The sequence below is a fragment of the Polaribacter ponticola genome (assembly GCF_026191475.2).
Taxonomy (GTDB): domain Bacteria; phylum Bacteroidota; class Bacteroidia; order Flavobacteriales; family Flavobacteriaceae; genus Polaribacter; species Polaribacter ponticola.
Genome location: NZ_JAOSLC020000003.1, coordinates 1239478 through 1259877 on the forward strand (window position 1 = coordinate 1239478; position 20400 = coordinate 1259877).

The 20400-nt window shown below is 29.9% G+C and carries 22 protein-coding genes and 1 pseudogene; 6 read left to right on the plus strand and 17 right to left on the minus strand.

The features are described 5' to 3' along the window. Window positions 1-44: 44 nt before the first annotated feature. The gene (locus tag N5A56_RS10675; protein WP_265725443.1) at window positions 45-3320 is read left to right on the plus strand and encodes an amidohydrolase family protein; all 3276 of its coding nucleotides are present in this window, start codon (window positions 45-47) and stop codon (window positions 3318-3320) included. 9 nt (window positions 3321-3329) lie between these two features. Here the strand turns inward: N5A56_RS10675 and N5A56_RS10680 are convergent, their stop codons facing one another. The 7 genes from N5A56_RS10680 to N5A56_RS10705 form a co-directional block, all read right to left on the minus strand. Continuing rightward, on the minus strand, window positions 3330-3881 hold the full coding sequence (locus tag N5A56_RS10680; protein WP_265725444.1) for a 5-formyltetrahydrofolate cyclo-ligase: 552 nt from the start codon (window positions 3879-3881) through the stop codon (window positions 3330-3332). Window positions 3882-3894: 13 nt separating this feature from the next. After that, the gene (locus N5A56_RS10685; protein ID WP_337994790.1) at window positions 3895-4803 is read right to left on the minus strand and encodes an NAD(P)/FAD-dependent oxidoreductase; all 909 of its coding nucleotides are present in this window, start codon (window positions 4801-4803) and stop codon (window positions 3895-3897) included. Window positions 4804-4835: 32 nt separating this feature from the next. Then, on the minus strand, window positions 4836-5141 hold the full coding sequence (locus N5A56_RS17445; protein WP_337994791.1) for an FAD-dependent oxidoreductase: 306 nt from the start codon (window positions 5139-5141) through the stop codon (window positions 4836-4838). 9 nt (window positions 5142-5150) lie between these two features. Next, a complete protein-coding gene (locus N5A56_RS10690; RefSeq protein WP_265725446.1) occupies window positions 5151-5411 on the minus strand; it encodes a DUF3781 domain-containing protein in 261 nt (86 codons plus the stop codon). A 77-nt stretch (window positions 5412-5488) separates the two neighbouring features. After that, window positions 5489-6499, minus strand: coding sequence for a 4-hydroxyproline epimerase (locus N5A56_RS10695; RefSeq protein ID WP_265725447.1), 1011 nt, complete (start codon window positions 6497-6499; stop codon window positions 5489-5491). A gap of 1 nt (window position 6500) precedes the next feature. Beyond that, on the minus strand, window positions 6501-8075 hold the full coding sequence (locus tag N5A56_RS10700; RefSeq protein ID WP_265725448.1) for an aldehyde dehydrogenase (NADP(+)): 1575 nt from the start codon (window positions 8073-8075) through the stop codon (window positions 6501-6503). 64 nt (window positions 8076-8139) lie between these two features. Beyond that, entirely contained in the window at window positions 8140-9012 is an 873-nt protein-coding gene (locus tag N5A56_RS10705; protein ID WP_265725449.1) for a dihydrodipicolinate synthase family protein, read from the minus strand. A 334-nt stretch (window positions 9013-9346) separates the two neighbouring features. Between N5A56_RS10705 and N5A56_RS10710 the strand changes: the two genes are divergently transcribed. Next, a complete protein-coding gene (locus N5A56_RS10710) occupies window positions 9347-9907 on the plus strand; it encodes an AraC family ligand binding domain-containing protein (RefSeq protein ID WP_337994792.1) in 561 nt (186 codons plus the stop codon). Between the two features lie 50 nt (window positions 9908-9957). Beyond that, a complete protein-coding gene (locus N5A56_RS17450; RefSeq protein ID WP_337994843.1) occupies window positions 9958-10185 on the plus strand; it encodes a helix-turn-helix domain-containing protein in 228 nt (75 codons plus the stop codon). A 78-nt stretch (window positions 10186-10263) separates the two neighbouring features. Here N5A56_RS17450 and N5A56_RS10715 read toward each other — a convergent pair whose 3' ends face one another. After that, entirely contained in the window at window positions 10264-10632 is a 369-nt protein-coding gene (locus N5A56_RS10715) for an MmcQ/YjbR family DNA-binding protein (RefSeq protein WP_265725450.1), read from the minus strand. Window positions 10633-10709: 77 nt separating this feature from the next. On the opposite strand from N5A56_RS10715, the gene N5A56_RS10720 reads away from it, so the two are divergent. Together N5A56_RS10720 and N5A56_RS10725 are read left to right on the plus strand one after the other, a co-directional pair. Continuing rightward, window positions 10710-11690 carry a CorA family divalent cation transporter gene (locus N5A56_RS10720; RefSeq protein ID WP_265725451.1) on the plus strand — a complete coding sequence of 327 codons (981 nt, stop codon included), beginning with the start codon at window positions 10710-10712 and terminating at the stop codon, window positions 11688-11690. 110 nt (window positions 11691-11800) lie between these two features. Then, complete coding sequence (locus N5A56_RS10725; protein ID WP_151675489.1) at window positions 11801-13267, plus strand: serine hydrolase domain-containing protein; 1467 nt, start codon at window positions 11801-11803, stop codon at window positions 13265-13267. A gap of 133 nt (window positions 13268-13400) precedes the next feature. Here N5A56_RS10725 and N5A56_RS10730 read toward each other — a convergent pair whose 3' ends face one another. The 9 genes and pseudogenes from N5A56_RS10730 to N5A56_RS10770 all read right to left on the minus strand — a co-directional run bounded on the left by N5A56_RS10730 (window position 13401) and on the right by N5A56_RS10770 (window position 19209). Then, a complete protein-coding gene (locus N5A56_RS10730; protein WP_265725452.1) occupies window positions 13401-14348 on the minus strand; it encodes an alpha/beta fold hydrolase in 948 nt (315 codons plus the stop codon). A gap of 14 nt (window positions 14349-14362) precedes the next feature. Then, window positions 14363-15112, minus strand: coding sequence for a cyclase family protein (locus tag N5A56_RS10735; RefSeq protein WP_265725453.1), 750 nt, complete (start codon window positions 15110-15112; stop codon window positions 14363-14365). A gap of 135 nt (window positions 15113-15247) precedes the next feature. Further along, entirely contained in the window at window positions 15248-15475 is a 228-nt protein-coding gene (locus tag N5A56_RS10740; protein ID WP_265725454.1) for a GIY-YIG nuclease family protein, read from the minus strand. Window positions 15476-15568: 93 nt separating this feature from the next. Beyond that, window positions 15569-16696: a radical SAM family heme chaperone HemW gene (gene hemW, locus N5A56_RS10745; RefSeq protein ID WP_265725455.1), complete on the minus strand. Its 1128-nt coding sequence runs from the start codon at window positions 16694-16696 to the stop codon at window positions 15569-15571. 21 nt (window positions 16697-16717) lie between these two features. Next, window positions 16718-16870 (minus strand): four helix bundle protein, encoded by a 153-nt coding sequence (locus N5A56_RS10750; RefSeq protein WP_265725456.1) that lies wholly within the window; start codon window positions 16868-16870, stop codon window positions 16718-16720. Between the two features lie 53 nt (window positions 16871-16923). Continuing rightward, the gene (gene ruvC, locus N5A56_RS10755) at window positions 16924-17478 is read right to left on the minus strand and encodes a crossover junction endodeoxyribonuclease RuvC (protein WP_265725457.1); all 555 of its coding nucleotides are present in this window, start codon (window positions 17476-17478) and stop codon (window positions 16924-16926) included. A 148-nt stretch (window positions 17479-17626) separates the two neighbouring features. Further along, window positions 17627-18288 (minus strand): annotated as a pseudogene (gene mnmC2 / locus N5A56_RS10760) (tRNA (5-methylaminomethyl-2-thiouridine)(34)-methyltransferase MnmC2). 2 nt (window positions 18289-18290) lie between these two features. Further along, a complete protein-coding gene (locus N5A56_RS10765; protein ID WP_265725460.1) occupies window positions 18291-18623 on the minus strand; it encodes a hypothetical protein in 333 nt (110 codons plus the stop codon). Window positions 18624-18711: 88 nt separating this feature from the next. Beyond that, complete coding sequence (locus N5A56_RS10770; protein ID WP_265725461.1) at window positions 18712-19209, minus strand: DUF4920 domain-containing protein; 498 nt, start codon at window positions 19207-19209, stop codon at window positions 18712-18714. 123 nt (window positions 19210-19332) lie between these two features. On the opposite strand from N5A56_RS10770, the gene N5A56_RS10775 reads away from it, so the two are divergent. After that, on the plus strand, window positions 19333-20388 hold the full coding sequence (locus N5A56_RS10775; protein ID WP_265725462.1) for a branched-chain amino acid aminotransferase: 1056 nt from the start codon (window positions 19333-19335) through the stop codon (window positions 20386-20388). Window positions 20389-20400 lie beyond the last annotated feature (12 nt).

The following is a 20400-nucleotide window of genomic DNA, read 5'->3' on the forward strand; positions in this document are numbered from 1 at the left end:
TATGTCTTACATTTATAACATATAATTTTTAATGAAATACAGTCATGTCTAAAAATTTAATTTTATTCCTATTCTTATCAATTTCTATTCAATTAAACTCTCAAAAGAAAGCAGAAAATCCAACAAGTTGGGATGTAAATAACCCTCATAAAGATTGGCTCTATAACTCCTTCGAGTTAAATACAACAGAAGGGACTTGGATGAATTTAGATGTTTCTCCAGATGGAAAAACCATTATTTTTGATCTATTAGGAAACATTTATAAAATGCCAATTTCTGGCGGAACAACAACAGTTTTAAGATCTGGTTTGGCTTATGAAGTACAGCCAAGATTTAGTCCGAATGGAAAATACATTTCTTTTACAAGTGATGCTGAAGGCGGAAATAATATTTGGGTGATGAGCGCCGATGGTAAAAATGCAAAATCTATTACCAAAGAAAAATTCAGGTTATTAAACAATGCTGTTTGGACACCAGATGGAAAATCTTTAGTAGCTAGAAAACACTTTACATCTACACGTTCTGTTGGTGCAGGAGAAATGTGGCAATATCCACTTTCTGGTGCAGCTGGTTTACAACTTACAAAAAGAAAAAATGATCAGCAAGACGTAAATGACCCATCAATTTCACCAAACGGAAAATATTTATATTATGCAGAAGACATGTATCCTGGTGGATATTTTCAATACAATAAAGACCCTAACAAACAGATTTATGTAATTAATCAATATAATTTTGAAACCGGAGAAACTGAACGAATTACTGGAGGTCCTGGAGGAGCTGCAAGACCCGTAGTTTCTAAAAATGGTAAATTATTGGCTTTTGTAAAACGTGTTAGAACTAAATCGGTTTTATACATTCATGATTTAGAAACAGGAAAAGAATGGCCTGTTTATGAGAATTTAAGTAAAGATCAGAGTGAAGCTTGGGCGGTTTTTGGGGTATATCCTCATTTTTCTTGGATGCCAGATAGTAAAGACATTATTATTTGGGCGCAAGGAAAAATTAATCGAGTTAATATCGAAACAAAACAGATTTCAAATATTCCTTTTCAGGTAAGTCAAGAAATAAAATTAGCAAAAACACATCGTGTAAAAAGGAAAGTTTTTGAGACAGAATTTACTTCAAAAATGATTAAAGATGTACAGACTTCTCCTGATGAAAAAACAATCGTGTTTACTTCTTTAGGTCATATTTATAAGAAAGAATTACCAAACGGAATTCCTCAAAGAATTACTACTTTATCAGATTTTGAAGCGGAACCAAGTTTTTCTGCAGACGGAAATTCAATTTTATTTGTTACTTGGAATGATGAAAATTTAGGTGCCATTTATAAAGTAAATTTAGATGGTTCTGGTTTACAGAAATTAACACCTGAAAAAGGTATTTATAGAACTCCTTCTTTTAACAACTCAAATTCACAAATAGTATATAGAAAAGAATCTGGAAACGGAGATCAAGGATATGATTACACTAAAAAGACTGGAATATATATTGCAAATGTAGATGGATCATCAGCCAAAAGAATTTCTAAAAGTGGTGAGTTTCCAATATTTTCTGCAGATGACAAACGTATCTTTCTACAAACAGGAGGTTCTTTTTTTGGTGGTTTAACCAAAAAATTAAAAAGTGTAGATCTAAATGGTAAAGATGAAAGAAGTCATTTTTCGTCTAAACTAGCAAACAGATTGGTACCAAGTAAAGACAATAATTGGATTTCATTTATACATTTACATAAATTGTTTGTAGCTCCATTAATTATAAATGGAAGTGAGATTAATTTAGATCAAAATACAAAATCATTTAAAGTAGAGAGTTTGTCTAAAAATGCAGGAATCAACTTGCATTGGGCATCAAATAATAACAAAGTTTTTTGGACTTTAGGTGATACGTATTTTTCTAAATCTATCGTAAACAATACAACAGATCCTTTTGCTAAAACAAATTTAGCTGCGGATGAATCATCGGGAATTAAAATCAACTTAAAAGAAAAATCTGATGCTCCAGAAGGTAGAATTGCATTTAAAAATGCAAGAATAATTACCATGAAAGGAAATCAAATTATAAAAGATGGTACCATCATCATTCATAATAACAAGATTGAAAAAATAGGAAAAACAAATAAAATTACAATTCCTTCTGATGCAAAAGTGTATAACATGAATGGTAAAACAATTATGCCAGGTATAGTAGATGTACATGCACATGTTGGTGCTTTTAGAAGCGGTTTAAGTACTCAAAAACATTGGCAATTTTATGCAAATTTAGCGTTTGGTGTTACAACCTCTCATGATCCTTCTGTAAATACAGCAGCTGCATTTACATTAGAAGAAATGCAACGAAGTGGACAGTTGGTTGGACCAAGAATGTTTTCTACAGGTTTTATTTTATATGGTGCAGAAGGAGATTTTAAAGCGGTTGTAAACAATTTACAAGATGCAAGATTTGCCGTTTCTAGAACCAAAGCATTTGGCGCAAAATCTATTAAAAGTTACAATCAACCTAGAAGAGAACAACGCCAGCAAATTATGCAAGCTGCAAGAGAATTAAACGTAAATGTTGTGCCAGAAGGTGGTTCTAATTTCTACGCAAACATGAGTATGATTTTTGATGGCCATACAGGAATTGAGCACAATATTCCTGTAAACCCTGTTTATAAAGATGTTTTATCACTATGGAAAAATAGTGAAACAGGTTACACTCCAACTCTAATTGTAAATTACGGAGGAATGAACGGTGAGTTTGAATGGTATCAAAAAATGAATGTTTGGGAAAATAAAACATTACTAAAATATACTCCAAGATATGTTGTTGATGCACGTTCTAGACACAGAACAATGGTGCCAGAAGAAGAGTATAAAAACGGCCATATTTTAACCTCTAAAACGGTAACTGCATTAGCTAATGAAGGTGTAAAAGTAAATTTAGGAGCGCACGGACAATTACAAGGTTTAGGTGCTCATTGGGAATTATGGATGCTACAACAAGGTGGTTTATCTAATCATGAAGCATTAAAAGCTGCAACCATAAATGGTGCCGAATACATTGGGGTTGCAGATGAAATAGGTTCTTTAGAAAAAGGAAAATTAGCAGATTTAATTATTATGGATAAGAATCCTTTAGAGGATATTAAAAACTCAAATTCTGTAATCTATACAATGGTTAATGGTCGTTTATACGATGTAAGCACCATGAATGAAGTTGGTAATTACGATAAAAAAAGAGGTAAGTTTTATTTTGAATTGGAAGGTTACAACCAGGGTGTTCCTTTAAATTCTAAAACCAATAGTTTTACAATACCTACGTGTAGTTGTCATTAATCTATTTTTCTATTCCTTTGGGTATATAATTTTATCCAAAGGAATATCAAATTTATTAACATCTTCAATTTTTTTTATTGGCTCGAAAAAATTGAGCCCAATAATTGGTACATCTTTTCTGCATTTCGATAAAAAACGGTCGTAATATCCTTTTCCATAACCAACTCTATAATTATTCTTATCAGAAATTAACATTGGAACAAAGATTAAATCTAACTCAGATTCTGAAACTTCCTCTGTATTATTAGGTTCTGGAACTCCAAATTTATTAAGCATCAATTCCGTGTCTTCATCAAAGTAAAAATGAGATAAAGTATTGTTATTAAAATTACATTTACTTACTACAATTCGTTTCTTATTACTTCTAAAGTAATCTATTAACGGATTTGTATCGATCTCTTTAAATTTTCTCATTGAGAGAAATAAATGAACGATTTTAACTTTAGAAATATCTAAATCAAAAACTTGCTTATAAATACTCTCTTGAAAAAAAGTTATTTCAACATCAAGTAAACTATTTCGTTTCTCTTTATATTTTTTTCTAAGCTCTTCTTTTTTCATATTTCCAAATATATTAAGAAAATCTTTCTACAAAAAAAGGGTGCAAATTTAAACTTGTTCTTTTATCAGAAATAATTTCTGAGACTAATTTACCTGTTGCAGGTCCTAAACTCCAACCCATCATTGCATGACCTGTTGCTACGGTTACATTATGTATTTTTGATAAACGCCCAATATAAGGCAATCCGTCTGGAGAGCAAGGTCTTAATCCGCATGCTGCATTATCAATATCTGGTTGTAAAATTTTTAATCCGTTGTAGTATTTTTCTGCTGCTTTTGCAATAGCATTTACACGAATCGGATTCACTTTATTGTTAATTTTATCTACTTCCATTGTACCTGCAAAACGTGTAAAACCGTTCATAGGTGTTACTGCTACTTTTGCTTCAATTAAAATTGATGGTATTTTAATTCCTGTTTCTTGGGCAACATTAATTCGGTATCCTTTTCCTGCTTGAACAGGAATTTTAGTATTTAATTTCTTCATTAATTTTTGAGACCAAGCTCCTGAAGCAATTACAAACTCGTCTGATTTAATTTGAAGGTTATTGGTTTTAACTTCTGATATTTTATGATTAGAAACTGTAATTTCTAGGACTTCTTCATTATTTAGAATACTTACACCATTGTTTTGTAAATAAACCTTCATTTGCGACATAAACTCATTCGGAGTCATGTGTGCATCTGAGTGGTAATATACAGCTCCATTAACATTTAAACCTGCATTAGGCTCTATAGTTAGTACTTGTTCTTTAGTTAAATTTTCAACTTTTAACCCTTCTTTAATAGCTCGTTGTCCAGTATTCCATTCTTCTGCTCCAGCTTTTTCTGTTTGATAACACATTAACAAACCTTTACGCTGATAAAAGAAATTAAAATCGTTTGAAACTTTAATATCTTCGTACAATTCTTTACTAAACAAATTAATATCTTTAATTACTTTAATTGAGCTTTCTACTTTTTTTGGGTAGATGCTTTTTTAAAATACCAAGCCCATTTTAAAAAATCTAAATCTAATCTTGGTTTTACATAAAAAGGACTTTCTGAATTAAGCATCCATTTTATTCCTTTATTAATCATGCCTGGAGCCGCCAAAGAAATAATATGGCTGGGAGTAATAAAACCCGCATTTACATAAGAAGCACCAGATGAATAATCCGATTTATCGATAACAGTAACTTTATGACCTTCTTTTTGAAGATAATAGGCAGTACATAGACCAATAATTCCGCCACCAATAATAATTACACTTTTTGCCATTTACTTTGCTTATTTCATCAATTTATCTACAGTTATAATTCTAAAAGTATTAGAATTTACTGTTATTTTAATATTTTCTTCCTGATTAGAAATATAAAAATTCTTACCTATTTTTTGGTAGTTTTCTAAAGCTGTTTCTAACAATACCTTTTCTATAAGTTCTTCGCTTTCTTTTTTTGAAAAGTTAGTTCCTAACTTTTTATTTATTCTTTGGTAAACAAGTTCTGTATAACAATGCTTTTTTAGAATTTCGTTCTTGTTAATAATCATAAATCAAGTAAGTTATTATACGATTCTTATATTGAAATAAATTCAGTACAAGTAAGTTTTTAATAATTAATTTAAACTCAAATTACCTGAAAACCAAATGCATACGGATCATCTTCTGGATCAATCGTAATTGTATTATGTCCAAAAATTTTTGCCCAACCTTTTATACTTGGTACAATTGCTTTTTGTTCGACTAAAGTAGTTTCTTTTTCTACACAACCTACAAATTTACTTCCAATAAAACTCTCATGAATAAATTCTTCTCCTACTTTTAATTTTCCTTTTGCAAATAACTGTGCTAATCTTGCTGATGTTCCTGTTCCACACGGGCTTCTATCTATTGCTTTATCTCCATAAAACACCGCGTTTCTACCATGAGAAGTTGCGTCTATTGGGTTTCCTGTCCATAATAAATGAGTTACATCTTTTATGGTTACATTTTCTGGATGTATAAATTTATTTGGATATTTTTCGTTAATTCTATCTCTTACAACCTGTGAATATTGAATAATTTTTGATGCTGTAAAATCGTGAACTCCACTAAAGTTTTTCTGTGGATCTACAATTGCGTAATAATTTCCGCCGTAGGCAACATCAAAAGTAATTTCTCCTAATTCTGGGCAATCAACCGTTAAATTCTCTGCGGCTAAGTAGCTTTTTACATTAACTAATTTTACCCAATCTACTTTATTATTTGTTTGTTGATATTCGATTTCCACCAAACCTGCTGGCGCTTCCATTCTTATTTTCCCCGGAACTTTTGGTACAATTAAACCTTCTTCAATTGCAATGGTAATGGTACCAATTGTTCCGTGTCCACACATTGGCAAACAACCAGAAGTTTCTATAAATAAAATGGCAAAGTCGTTTTCTGGATTATGAGGTGGAAATAAAATACTACCGCTCATCATATCATGTCCACGTGGTTCAAACATTAAACCTTTTCGTATCCAATCGTATTCTTTTAAAAAATGCTGTCGTTTTTCACTCATGGTTTTACCAATAAGATTTGGCCCTCCACTTTTTATAACTCTTACGGGATTTCCACAGGTATGCGCATCAATACAAACAAAAGTGTGTTTACTCATTTTATTTAGTTCTAATTCCGTCTACAGTTCTAAAAATTCCTAAAGGGTTTTCGTTTTGTAATTCTTTTGGTAATAATTGATTTGGCCAATCTTGATAACTAAAAGGACGCACCCAACGTTTTATAGAATTGACACCAACTGCTGTAAATCTGCTATCTGTAGATGCAGGATATGGACCTCCATGAACCATAGATTCGCAAACCTCAACACCTGTTGGCACTCCATTAAAAATAATTCTTCCAACTCTATTTTGTAATGCTGAAATTACTTTTGAATTATCAGCAACTTCATTTTCATCAGAAATTACAGTTCCTGTTAATTGCCCTTCTAAATTGGCAATAATTTGTTCTAATTCAGCTTCATCTTCACATTTAACAATCATAGAAAATGGTCCAAAAACTTCTTGATGTAAGGTTGTGTTTTCTAAAAACTCTTTTCCTTCTACAACAACAACTGCTTGTTGTGCATAATTATTTTCCACATCAGATACATAATTTGCAACTACAGAAACATTGTTTTGAGAAACCACTTTCTCTTTATTACTGTTATATTCTTTTTTAATGTTTGGGTGCAACATACAAGAAGGATTTATCTCCATAATTTCTTGTGATAAATTGTTTACAAAAGCACTTAAAGCATCACTTTTAATTGCTAATAACAATCCAGGATTTGTACAAAACTGTCCGGTTCCTAAAGTAATTGAACCTGCATAGGTTTTTGCAATTTCTGTTTGTCTGTTTTCTAATGCTTTTGGTAAAATTACAACCGGATTAATACTCCCCATTTCTGCAAAAACCGGAATTGGTTCTTCTCTTTTTGCTGCTAAATCTAATAATGCTCTTCCTCCTTTTATGCTTCCTGTAAAACCAACTGCTTTTATTTTCGGATTTGTAACTAGTTGCTGACCAACTTCAATTCCACTAGAATTTAAATTAGAAAAAACACCATTTGGCATTCCTGTTTTTTCGGCTGCTTTAATAATTGCAGAAGCTACTAATTCTCCTGTTCCAGAATGCATTGGGTGTGACTTTACAATAACAGGACAACCTGCTGCCAAAGCTGCTGCAGTATCTCCACCTGCTGTAGAATATGCTAAAGGAAAATTACTTGCTCCAAAAACCACAACAGGACCTAATGGAATTAGCATTTTTCGAATATCAGATCTTGGCATTGGCTCTCTCTCTGGCATTGCAGTATCTATGGTTGCTTCTAACCAAGAACCTTCTGCAACTAAATTTGCAAAATTTCTTAATTGCCCAACTGTTCTACCTCTTTCTCCTTTTGCTCTTCCTTCTGGCAAACCTGTTTCTGAACAATATGTCTTTACCAACTCATCATCTAAAGCTAAAATTTCATCTGCAATTGTGTTTAGAAATTCTGCTTTTCTTTTACCTGAAATTGTTCTAAACTCCAGAAATGCTTTTGATGCTAAATCAACAGCTTGTTGAATTTCTTCTGAAGATGCTTCAGTAAAAACAATCTCATTTTCTGTATTTAATTCTGGATTGAATGTTTTGTATGTTTTGTTTCCTTTGGCTGATAATTTATTGCCTAAGTAATTTTTTCCTGTAGTCATTTTTACTTATTTTTTTAATATTTTATTAAAACTTACTCGTTTGTACGCAACTTTTTTTGATAGATCAACTGATTAAGTCTAAAACTTCAAGTCTTTTTTTTGCCAGCATATATCTTGCATTAACATCATCAATTTGATGTTGCGTTAATTTTTTACCAAAAGTACGCAGTCCTCCAACAACGTCATTTTGATGAATTCCCATAGCAAGTTTAAGATATTCCATAAGCAGTGGTTGAGCATCTAGATACGATAAGGAATTTAAAGCCTGAGAAATTTTGTTTGCTTTAGCCCATTCTCCATTTAAAACATATTCCTGCATAGTTATACTAGCTTTTGGAAAGATACAACCTACACCCGTAATTCCACCACATGCTCCAGCGAGTCCTGCATGTACAGTAACTGTATCTACTCCTGCCAAAATTTTTAAATCTTTGTTCTCTAACATCAGAGTTTCAATAATTGAAACATCAATAGTCGATATTTTAAGAGCAGATACTTTAGGCATCACAGAAAGTCTTAAAAGAAGGTCAGTTGAAAGTGCATGATAACCAGCTGCATCAGGATTATTATAAGGCATAATTTTTACGTCTACATCTTTTGCAGTTGCTTCAGAAAGTGCATAGTACTCATACATTTCTTTTTCAGAAGGAACTATCTTCGTTTTTGGTGGCATAACCATAACTGTATCAACTCCAACTGTAGCAAGTCCTTCAATAATTTTGACAAGTTCTTCCTTAGTTTTTGCTGAAGCTCCACTAATTAATGGAACATTATATTCTTTAGCAACCTCAGAAAGAGATTTCAATAAAGAAAGACGTTGCTTGGTGCTCAGGTAACTATTCTCTCCCAAAGTTCCAGAACCTACAAGTCCGCTCATTCTGCTTCCGCCCTTTCCTTGAACTTTTAAAATCCCTTGCAGCCTGTTTTTGTGTTGCATCAAGATCAATTTCAAGAGCGCCAGATTTTGACTCTTTCAGCCATGTAAACACTGCTGGCATTACACCTTCCCAATTAGATTTCATTTTGTTATATTTAATTGATATAAAATTATGAATTGCTATACATTTAAAATACTATTAAATTATTCATTTTTGATATTATATTATCCATAATTAATGTAATTTAAATATTTATGAATATTTTTGTATTAAATATTACAGCTTGAGAATTTGAGTTAATAATAATTATTTTTAGTATCTAAATTAGTTCTCGATACAATTTTTCGTTCCTCAAAATCACTCGAACTGACATTTTCTAAACAAATAGCAACAATGAAAGTTTACCCTTTTAAAATACCAAAACCTGAAAACAATGCTTTGATTTATCAGGAAGATATTGAGGTAGTTTTTTATGATAAATTGCATCAGCATAATGAAATTCAGATTAGTTTTATTGAGAAAGGAAATGGTACTTTATTAGTTGGAGATAGCATTTCTAATTATACTGAAAATGATATTTTTGTGATTGGGAGTAATTTATCGCACGCTTTTAAAAGTGATAAAAATACCCAAGAGGCTTCTAAAATGTTAAGTGTTTTTTTTACTGAAAATTCTTTTGGAGATGATTTTTTTAAATTGAATGAGTTTACTGAACTTAATAATTTCTTTTCTAAATCTTTACAAGGTTTACGAATAAACACTAATAAAAAGGAAATTATCAATTCCTTTTATCAACTTAAAAGAGCTTCTAAATTAGAACGTTTTATTTTGTTTTTAGAAGTTTTAAAACAAATAACAAACGCTGAATCTAAATCTCTTTCTAACTTTATTTACTCCAAAAATTACTCTGATTTAGAAGGAAAAAAATGCGAAATGTATTTGATTTCACAATAGAAAACGCTCATAAAACAATTAATTTAGAGGATGTTGCTAACGTTGCTAATATGACTAAAAATGCATTTTGCAAATATTTTAAGAAACGAACTAATAAAACATATATCAGTTTTTTAACAGAACTTCGAATTGAAAATGCTTGCAAGCTTTTGAATTCTAATAAGGATTTATCTATTGCTGAAATTGCTTTTAAATCTGGGTTTAATAATATCTCTAATTTTAATAGGAAGTTTAAGGAACTCAAAAAAGTTACTCCTTTGAAATATCGATGTATTTAAAAAGTTCTCGATACAATTTTGATAAAAAAATCAAATCACTCGAACAGACAAACTATTGAAACAAGTTCAGTTTAAAAATTACAAATTTTCTAATTCTTTCTGTGCTTTTTTAGTTAAACCACTCACTACTAAATCATAAGAATTATTAATAAGTTCAAATACCATTTTATCTGAAACATCACTCGTATTTATAGTAACTGTATTCCAATGTTTTTTACTCATATGAAACCCCGGATTTACACCTTCATATTCTCCTCTTAACTCTAATGCTTTTTCAGGATCACATTTTAAGTTAATACTTTCTTCTCCTTTTTCCCATTTTTCTAAACCAGAAAGTGCAAACATTTTATGCATTACTTTAAAAACAAGTGTTACATCATCAAAAGGAAAGTGTTCTGTTACTCCTTTTTTGGCAATACAAAAATCTCTTAGTTGCTCTATATGCATTTAAATTTTGTTTAAAAAAGCGTTTATTATTAGATTAAAAAGTATCTTTAACTATCAAATTTACAATTATTATTTAAATGGAAAATGATTTTTTAAAAAACACATCTCTCATAAGTTATTCTAAGAAAAACTATGAAAAAACGAGTTATTCATCTATTTCTGATGTTGTGCTTACCAATACAACACCATCTACAGAATGGTTAAATACGTATGGGTTAAATTTTAGAAACATTTTTAAAAAAATAATTATAAATAATAATTTAGACGATTTCTTGATTAAATTATTCATGAAAGAAGAGCATCCAAATAAAGTTATTTTACTTGACGATTTGGTGTTTATTAGTACTCGTGTTTTAAAAACTGAAAGTAAAGACTTAGATTCTGAACAAATGTTTTTTATCTTTTCTTCTGGGTTTCTATGGAGTATTCAAGAAAAAAGTGGCGATTACTTTAATTGGATTCGTGAGCGTTTAGAAGGTGATAAAGGAATTGTAAGGAAAAAGAAAGCTGATTATTTATTGTACTTAGTTTTAGAATCTATTGTTGATAATTATGAAGAAGCCTATCAAAAAAATGCTGATTTAAGTTCTGATAAATTAAATGCAGAAATTATAAAACCAACTCCTGAATTTACTTCTTTAGTGGAAAAAAGAAAACAGGAATTGTTCAACTTTAAAAAAGCAGCAATAAGTTTAAAAGACATGATTATAAAATTAGAAAAAATTAAAATTGCAGATTTTGACATTAAATATTATAGTGAATTAAAAGAACAAACCAGTAATTTAATTTCTAATATCGATTTTGAATTACAAGAGCTAGAAAGTAAAATAAACTTGATTTTTAGTATACAAGGTCACAGATTAAATGAGGTAATGAAAACATTAACCATTCTATCTGTAATTTTTATTCCGTTAACTTTTTTAGCTGGTATTTATGGTATGAATTTTGAAAATATTCCTGAGTTAAAGCTCAAATATGGCTATTTTATTCTCTTAGGAATTATGGTTTTGGTAACCGTTATTTCTATTTGGTACTTTAAACGTAAAAAGTGGTTTTAAAAATTAATTTAGTTTGTTTCTAAACTCAATTTTAAAGAACTTCGCTAACTACGTTTATAAAACATTAAAACGTTGCATAAACGTGTATACGTTACCCACAATTAAAAAAAATGAAGTACATCCAATTAACTTTAGTATTTTCTATCATATTTTTTGGATGTAATTCTTCAAAAAAGAGTATTCAGAACTCACCAAAATCAAATTACGATATTGAATTTATCGATTATTTATTTAAAGATTATGTTGGGAATAGACCAAGTGCAAGTGTCATTGTAATCAAAGACAATCAAATTGATTTTACAAAAAATTATGGTTTTGCTGATCTAGAGAACAACAAACTCGCTACATCTAAAACCAACTATCGAATTGCTTCTGTTACCAAACAGTTTACAGCAATGGCAATAATGATTTTAGTAAATCAAGACAAACTAGCTTACGAAACAACTCTTACCGAAATTTTTCCCGAATTCCCTGAATATGGAAAAGACATTACTATAAGACAACTCTTAACACATCGCTCAGGATTAGTAAAATACAATCGTTTTATTAAGAAAAACCAAACTGAACAAATGTTAGATAAGGACGTTTTAGATGGACTTTTAAAAACTGACAGTACATATTTTCAACCTAACACAAAATATGCTTATAGCAATACTGGCTATGCAGTATTAGCCCAAGTGATTGAAAAAATAACAGGAATATCATTTTCAGATTTTATGGAAAAAGAAATATTCCTTCCATTAGGAATGACAAATTCCACTATTCTTGTAAAAAACAGAGAAATTAAAAATAGAGCCTTCGGTTACATAGTAAAGGACACTTCAATTATTGCCAAAGACCAAAGTTTAACAAGTGCAATTCAAGGAGATGGAGGTGTTTACACTTCTATTTTAGATTATTACAAATGGGACAAAGCATTGTATTCAGATAAATTGATACCACAGGCTAAATTAGATGAGGCATTTTATAATTACAATGAAAAAGGAAAATCCACTGAAGATGGTTATGGATATGGTTGGATTGTTAATTATTTTAATGGAACAAAAATATTACAACACGGAGGTTCTTCTACTGGGTTTGGTAGTCACGTGATACGAATACCAAGCGAAAATATTTCTGTTGCAATTTTTACCAACAGGAACAAAAGAGGTCAAGAATTGCCCAATAGAGCAAAAGCCTTACTTAGTCATTTCACTAACGGGAAATTTCAAATGCCATTTGAAATTATTTTAGAAAAAGAAATTGACCTTAATGGAATAGATAGAGGAATAGATTTATATAACAAGATTAAAAGAGACACCGTAAACTATTCTGTGTCTAAAGGCGGACTTTTTAATTTTGGAATAAGCTATATCAATGCTAACAAAAACAATGATGCTTTAAAATTATTTTCGGTTCTACAAAGTGATTATCCAGACTATTTTGGTGGATATTATGGAAGTGCGGTAATTTACCAGCAAGAAAAAAACTCTAAAAAAGCAATTGAATATTACAAAAAAACAATATCACACAGTACCGAAAAAGAAAAATGGGCAGCAGACCATTCACAGAAAATGATTAATGAACTTTCGGAATAAAAACTGTGGGTAACAATGTGTATAATTCATTGCTAGTTATAGCCTACTTACGAAAGTCCTCGCGAATTTTCTGTTTAATTTTTATTTACTAAATTAGTGGCTCAAACACGCAACGAAATCATACACTAGACCGTTAGCGAATCTCAATAAACTCCTTCAAAACAACCAAACTCTCTTCAGGATTTTCTTCCATAGGAACATGACCAGAATTTTCTAAAACAACTAATTTAGAGTTTGGTAAAATGCTATCCATTTTTATTCCAACAGATTTTAAAGGAATCCAATTGTCTTTTGCTCCCCAAATTAATAAAGTTGGCGTTTGTATACTTTTAAGTTTGTTTAAATTAGTCTTTTCTCCTAACTTAAAATCTATTTTTGCTCTATCAATAAAAGCTTGTCTATTACCAACTCTTAAAGCCATTTTATGGTAACGAGTAACTAAATCATCGGTAATTTTTGTTTCATCTCCATACACTTCTTTCATATTCTTTTTAATGAAAATTTTTGGAGTTACATATAAAAATAGTGAGCTTAAAACAGGCGTTTTTGCCATTTTAAAAATAGCAGGTTGTGGTTTGTTTGTAGGTAAACCGCTTGCATCAACTAAAATCAATTTTTCTATTTTCTCTGGATGTTCTGCAGTATAATTCCAAGCAATATTTCCTCCTAAAGAATTTCCTGCTAAATAGAATTTATCAAGATTCATTTTCATTAAAAATTGATGTAAAAAATTCGTGTAACTTTTTATAGAATAATCCGCATTTTTGTTCGGTCCTGTAATGCCGAATGCAGGTAAATCCATTCTAATTACTCTATTAGTTTGTGTAAGTTCTGTAGTCCAATCATTCCAAGTATGTAAAGAAGAAGCTGTACCATGTATTAAAACAATCGGAAAACCTTTACCTTCATCTCTATAATGGACTTGCATTCCATCAACCTCAACAAACTTAGAATGCTCGTTTGCGTATTCTGCTTTTAAATCTTTTACAGAAATATCAGAATAAACAGCACCTTTAATCAGCAATAGTAAAACAACTAAAACAATGTAAAGAATATATTTTTTCTTAAAAGCTGCCTTCATAATTAGTTGATAAGTTACTTAATAATTTTATACAAAATAGGCTTACTTGGTGTAGCGTCATTCTCAAAAGGCGCAATCATTAAGTTTAATAAATACTCACCATCTTCAACCGAATTTGGTACATAAATAAACTCTGTAATGGTTGCATCCATTCTTAATTTGCCAGAAGTGTTCCAAAAAGCATTATGAGATAACAATTGCCCATCATCTTTTTCTTTATCAACAGAAGGCAAATCTATAAGCAAATGTTTTATGCCTTTTTCTTTTAAATAAATAGCAGCTTTTTCAGACAAATAAGTTGGATTTGTATTTGAATATTGCATTGATTTTTTCTCCTCTAAATTTGGCAAAGTTCTAATTACAATAGCATCTCTTTTCTTATTTCTTAAAGCAGTTTTTAACTGTTTTACTCCAATAATAAAATCTCCATTATGAAATAAAGGAGCAATTGTAACCACTTCTGCTAAAAAAATAAAATATTTTAAATTTTTATTTACAGAGTGTACTTCTTCTGTAATATGACCAACACATTCTGTGTGCGTTACATGCGAATGTGGATTGAAATGAATATTATTAAAATTTACAACAGCACCTTCAGATACTTTTATAATTTCGTTATCTAGTTCTTCTGGAAATATCTTTGGATCATCTACATACCAAGCATTTACATTTTGTTTTGAGGTATCTATTGGAATAGAAATATCTATAGGATCAGAAATATTTACTTCTATTTTTCTTGAATTATATTCTATAATTGCTTTCATGCTGAACTTGTTTCAGTATCTTTTAGATTAAACTAAATTATAATATATGATTTTATTATAAATCCAAATATAAGTTTTTAAAATTAGGGTTTACAGATTTTATTAAATTCCATTTCCAATTTTTATGCCAATTCTTTAATTGTTTTCTCTTTTAAAAGCATCGTGAAAATTAGTATATTTTTCAAAATATAATAACTCATTAACACTATATATTTTAGTAAATTTTGTTGCTTTTCCCTCTATATGTAATCCTATTCTTTCTTTTAAATATTTGGTAGCACTACTATATAAAACTGTTTTATTTTTATTAGAAAGCATATAAACATACCCTTCAATCACTTGATTTTTTTTTGAAATTATCAATTAGAAAATTGTTCAATGAAATTCAGATAACTGAGTAACAGATCCTGAAACTAGTTCAATGAAATTCAGATAACTGAGTAACAGATCCTGAAACTAGTTCAGGATAAATAGATCTGATGAAACTCCATCAGATAAAAACTTACCTTTTTGTGTGGTTTTTAAAACTTGGTTTTCAATATACAATAATTCTTGTTTAATATGTTTTTTAGATTGATTTTCTAAATATTCTACATAAGATAGGCCAAAATCATTTTTAATTTTCTCTAAAGAAACTCCCCAAATTGTTCTTAAACCTGTCATGATATATTCGTTATACCTGTCTGAAACTGATAAAACTTCTCGTTCTATTGGTAATTTATTTTCCTGAATGCTTTTTATATATTTAGCATTGTTTCTTACATTCCAACTTCGTTGTTTACCATCAAAAGAATGAGCAGAAGGACCAATACCTAAATAGCTTTTTCCTAACCAATAAGAAGAGTTGTTTTTACTAAAAAAACCTTCTTTACCAAAGTTAGAAGTTTCATAATGTATAAAATGAGCTTTATGTAATTCGTTAATTAAAATATTGAATTGCTCTTGCGCTTTTTCATCATCAACATTTTTAATTTTTCCTTTTGCAATTAACGTTTCTAAAGCCGTTTTTGGCTCTACAGTTAATGCATAACTAGAAATATGAGGAATCCCAAAACTCAAAGCAGTTTGTATATTCTGTTTCCATTCTTCGCTTGTACAATCTGGAACTCCGTAAATTAAATCGACAGATATATTTTTAAAATAGCGAGTTGCTATAGACAAACATTTCTTTGCTTCGTCTGAATTATGAGCTCTATTCATCAGCTTTAAATCTTTCTCAAAAAAAGATTGAATACCAATACTTAATCGGTTAATTGGCGACTTAGAAAGCTCTATTATTTTTTCTTCGGATAAATCATCTGGATTCGCTTCTAAAGTAATCTCTGGATTTTCTACTACCTTATGATTTTTATAAACAGCATCTATTAATTGCTGAATTTCTGAAATATTTAAAACTGTAGGTGTTCCGCCACCAAAATAAATGGTTTCTATAACATCATTATTAAGCTCGTTTCTTCTGATTTCTATTTCTTTTACAAGAGCAAAAATCATATCTTCTTTCTTCTTCAATGAAGTAGAAAAATGAAAATCGCAATAAAAACATGCTTGTTTGCAGAACGGAATGTGTATATATATTCCTGCCAAATTAGTTTACAGTTTTCAGTATCAGTTTGCAGTTTTATTGACTCCAAATTTACTAGGGTTATTAATCATATAATTTATTAATTTTCCAACTTCTAAATTTCCGGAAGACAAATTTTTATACATTTCTCTATCTATATAATTACATTTTAATGCGAACAAATCTGTAAAACTCATAATTTATTTTTTAAAACAACCTAAAAACTGCTACTGCTACTGAAAACTAAACATTATTTCTTAACACGTTTCTCATTCTGTTTTACAAAACTCGCCCAACCAGAATAATTTTTACCACCAACAACTCTACCTGAATTATAAAAATGACAAACTGCAGCAGCTAAACCATCTGTTGCATCTAAGTTTTTTGGTAACGTTTTTAAGTTTAATAAAGACTTTAGCATTAATGCAACTTGCTCCTTACTTGCACTTCCGCTTCCGGTAACTGCCATTTTAATTTTCTTTGGCAAATATTCTGTAATAGGTATTTCTCTAGATAAACCTGCAGCCATAGCAACACCTTGTGCTCTACCCAACTTTAACATAGATTGTACGTTTTTACCAAAAAAAGGTGCTTCAATAGCAATTTCATCTGGGTTGTAAGTATCTATCAATTCTATTGTGCGTTCAAAAATAAGTTTTAATTTTAAGTAATGATCATCATATTTTTTAAGCATTAATTCATTCATTTGAATAAATTCCATCTTTTTACCAACCACTTTTATGAGTCCGAAACCCATAATAGTTGTACCAGGATCAATCCCTAAAATAATTTTTTCTACAGCCACAATACTATTTTAACTATTAAAACAAAGCATTCATAATAGACTCTGCTTTATACCAAAGAATTATTGCGATAGCTAATAGTAAAACTAAGAATAAACCTTTAACTGGTTTAGCTTCTTTTTTCTACCAAATTTTCTTTTGAATTCCATATTATTCAGATTTAATTTTAGTTGCTCTTAACATTTCTCTTTTTCCAGGAGGACCAGGTAATCTTTCTACCATAAACCCAACTGCTTGCATTGCTCTTCTAACACTTCCTTTTGCAGAATACGTTACTAAAACTCCATCAACTTTTAAAGCATCAAACATTTTTTTAAAAATTTCTTCTGTCCATAATTGGGGTTGCACACGAGCTCCAAAGGCATCAAAATAAATTAAATTAAAAACATCTTTATCCTCTATATCTTCAAAGAACTGTTTTCTTTTTAAAAGTGAAAATCTGTCTGAAATTTGATGCTTCTCACCCCAAGAAACATCATGAATTTCATCAAACATATCGCTTTCTTTTTCTGCTTCTAATACAGAAATGAAATTCATTTTTTTACTTCTTCGGCAGTTACAGGATAAGCTTCTACACCAACGTAATCAATTTTTCTTTTGCTTGCTAAATACGTAATAAAGCAATTTAATCCGGTTCCAAAACCTATTTCTAAAATTGAAACTTCTTCGGTTTTAACTTGTTTTAATCCACTATTTATAAAAACATGATATGTTTCATTAATAGAACCATTTTTAGAATGGTATTGTTCATCCCAATCTGGTAAATGAATTGTTGAAGAACCATCTGAAGTAATTATAATTTCTCTTTTCACAATTAATGAATTAAAAGTTTTTTAATTTTTGGTATTGGACCAATACATGTTGTTTTATGGCAAGCAATACAACTGTTAATTGTATTATTATGTTTTACAGATAAAGAGTCTTTATTGGTAGTTGTTACCTGCTCATATGTTTTTAAATAAAAATCTGAAAAACCTTTAAATGCTGCATTTCTATCTGACGGATCGGTAAGTTTTGCTGTATGAATATTTACAAATTCTTCAGGAATACTGTTTGGCACTTTACCCTCTAAAATTAACGCCTTATTTTCTAAGTTAACAGCATACATTTTAAGCATTAAAGCAGCCATTTCTGACTGCTTATACATCTTACTTTCTTTAATAATAACTTTTTTTCTTTCTTCTGCGAACATCCAAAAAGAAACAAAAGCAAAACTATATGAAGTAAATTCTTCATTATTTTTTCATTAGAACTCCGTTTGCCTCAAAAGAAAATTCCATTTTTGGCTCAGTTATTTTTGCAATTTCTTCTTTACTTTTTCCTGCATCTTCTGCATAATGTTGTAATTCTTTTACAGAAGTTTCTTTTACAAATGCTTTACCTTCTATAATTACTTCTTTATTATTAGCATCTAAAGGCATAAAAAAACCATAGTCTTTAAAACGTACCATAGTTTCTGTAGAAGCATCTAAGGGTAATTTCATCCAACATCCTTTTTTAGAACAAACTTCTTTAATCGAAGAGGCAAATTTTGCATTAATAGTGTCTCCTACTTTTAAGCCTTTATATTTTGTAAGCATATCTGCAGCACTTAATGCAGCTTCATTTGTTATTTTATCTCCAAAAGAATCAAAAGCGATTACTTCTTTTTTTACTTCTAAAGGAGTCTTTTCTTTTTTACAAGCACCAAAAATTAATAGTGTTATTACACTAAATCTTATTAAATTTTTCATCTAAATTTTATTTGAATTAATCAATTTCAAAGGTAAGAAATTAAACAAGAAAATCGGTTATTTGCTATGTAAACAGATTAATAAATTATGTACATTTGTAATATAAATTTTTAGACTAAAAAAATGAAATCTAATATAGAAATTCAACGTATAGAAAAATCGAAAATAGATTCTGTAGATTTTGATAATTTACCTTTTGGTAGTGTATATTCAGACCATATGTTTGTTTGCGATTTTAAAAACGGCGAATGGCAAACACCAACTATAGAACCTTTTGCTCCTATTTCTTTAGATCCTTCATCAAAAATATTCCATTACGGGCAATCTATTTTTGAAGGAATGAAAGCATATAAAGATGCAAATGGAAACAAAATGCTTTTTAGACCTTTAGACAACTGTAAACGTCTAAACAAATCTGCAGAACGTTTAGTGATTCCTCAAATTCCAGAAGATATCTTTATGGATGGATTAAAGAAATTATTAGAAGTTGATAGCGATTGGATTCCTACAAACGAAGGTAGTTCTTTATACATAAGACCATTTATGTTTGCAACTGGTAACGGTTTTCATGCCTCTCCAGCAGATGAATATAAATTAGTTATTTGTACTGCACCTTCAGGAGCTTATTTTGCTGGTAAAGTAAAAGTTTTAATTGAAGAAAAATTTGCTCGTGCTGCAAATGGTGGTGTTGGTTTTGCAAAAGCTGGTGGTAATTATGCTGCACAGTTTTACCCTACTCAATTAGCAATAGATAAAGGTTACAACCAAGTAATTTGGACAGATGATAACACGCACCAATTTATTGAAGAAGCTGGAGCGATGAATATTTTTATAAGAATTAACGATACTTTAATTACGAGCCCAACTAGTGATCGTATTTTAGACGGAATTACTCGTAAAAGTATTTTACAAATTGCTGAAGACAATGACATAAAAACTGAAGTTAGAAAAATTTCTGTTGGTGAGGTTGTAGAAGCTGCACAAAACGGAAACTTAAAAGAAATGTTTGGAGCAGGAACTGCTGCTGTAATATCGCCAATTGCAGGTTTTGGATATAAAGAAAGTGATTTTGAATTACCAGAATTAGAAAATCCTTTTGCACAAATATTAAAGAAAAAAATTACTGATATACAAACTAACAAAACAGAAGATCCTTACGGATGGAGAGTATTTATATAGTTTTTAACAGTA